Source organism: Sulfitobacter sp. 15WGC, assembly GCF_005068605.1.
GTDB lineage: Bacteria > Pseudomonadota > Alphaproteobacteria > Rhodobacterales > Rhodobacteraceae > Sulfitobacter > Sulfitobacter faviae.
Genome location: NZ_SZNL01000055.1, coordinates 1 through 1,236, shown reverse-complemented (window position 1 = coordinate 1,236; position 1,236 = coordinate 1). Strand labels below are relative to the sequence as shown.

Genomic DNA, 1,236 nt, shown 5'->3' with positions numbered 1-1,236 from the left:
GATGCAGCACCTGGCCGCTCATATAAGATGAGTCCTCGCAGGCGAGGAACAGCAGTGACGGGGCCACCTCATTCGGCTGACCGGGGCGGCCAAGGGGGGTGTTTTCGCCAAATTCCTCAACCTTATCTGCCGGGAAGGAGGCCGGGATCAGCGGGGTCCAGATCGGCCCCGGGGCCACGCCGTTGACCAAAATACCCTTGGGCGCCAGCTTGCTCGCCATCGCCCGCAGGAAGGACAGGATCGCCCCTTTGGTCGATGCATAGTCGAGCAGTAGGTCCTGCCCCTTATAGGCGGTGATCGAAGTGACACAGATGATCCGCGCGCCCTTTTTCAAATGCGGCAGCGTTGCTTGCGTCATCAGGATCATGCCGATGATATTGGTGCGGAACGTGCGTTCGATCTGCGCTTCTTCGATGTCTTCGAGGCTTTCCTGCGCGTGTTGTTCGCCCGCATCGTTGACGAGGATGTCGATCTTGCCAAAGCTCGCCATCGTGCGGCTTACGGCATCTTTGCAAAAGGCTTTCTCACCCACATCGCCCTCCAGCAACAGCGCCCGACGGCCCTCGGCTTCGACCAATCGCTTGGTCTCTTCCGCGTCGCGGCTTTCGTTGCGGTAGACGATGGCGACATCCGCCCCCTCCCGCGCATAGAGCAGCGCCGTGGCGCGGCCAATCCCGCTGTCGCCCCCGGTGATCAGCGCCACCTTATCCTTAAGCCGGTCGGAACCGGGGTAGCGCGGGGTGTAATCGGGCGCGGGGTCCATCTTATGCTCCCGGCCGGGCTGGCTTTGCGGGCTGTCGAGGGCATCAAAATTCTGATCTGTCATAGCGTGCTCCTATCCTGCTACGGCCCAAAAATACGGGGCTTTCAAAAATTCAGTTTACCCAAATGCAATGTTTGCTTTGGCAAAATGGTTTCAATAAAGCGCGAGGATGAGAAAGAACTTGCTCATTGCTTTGACTGCCTGACCAGCCGCAGGGTACCGCTCGTACGATGCTTAGTTCGGTTCACCGCCCTCAAATGCGCGATCAGTTGCCAAGCAGAACGACGCCAAGGAACTTGGCACCAATTAGCTTAGTTCACTCCCAGACCAGTAGTTGGAGGGAGACTGTCCGTCGTCATATAAAATGGGACATCAGAGCGGCTTGAACTTTGGAGGCTCTGGTTCGTTTGCGTGATTGATTATGCTGCTTGTTTTTGATGTTGCAAGCGGCGGCTTTGGATCGTCATTTTCTT

The 1,236-nt window shown here is 57.4% G+C and carries 1 protein-coding gene; it reads right to left on the bottom strand.

Annotation, left to right across the window (positions count from 1 at the left end):
• Positions 1-826 (bottom strand): SDR family oxidoreductase (locus FCK22_RS17900; RefSeq protein ID WP_136720745.1); only part of this gene is annotated, 826 nt, incomplete at its 3' end.
• Between the last annotated feature and the right edge of the window lie 410 nt (positions 827-1,236).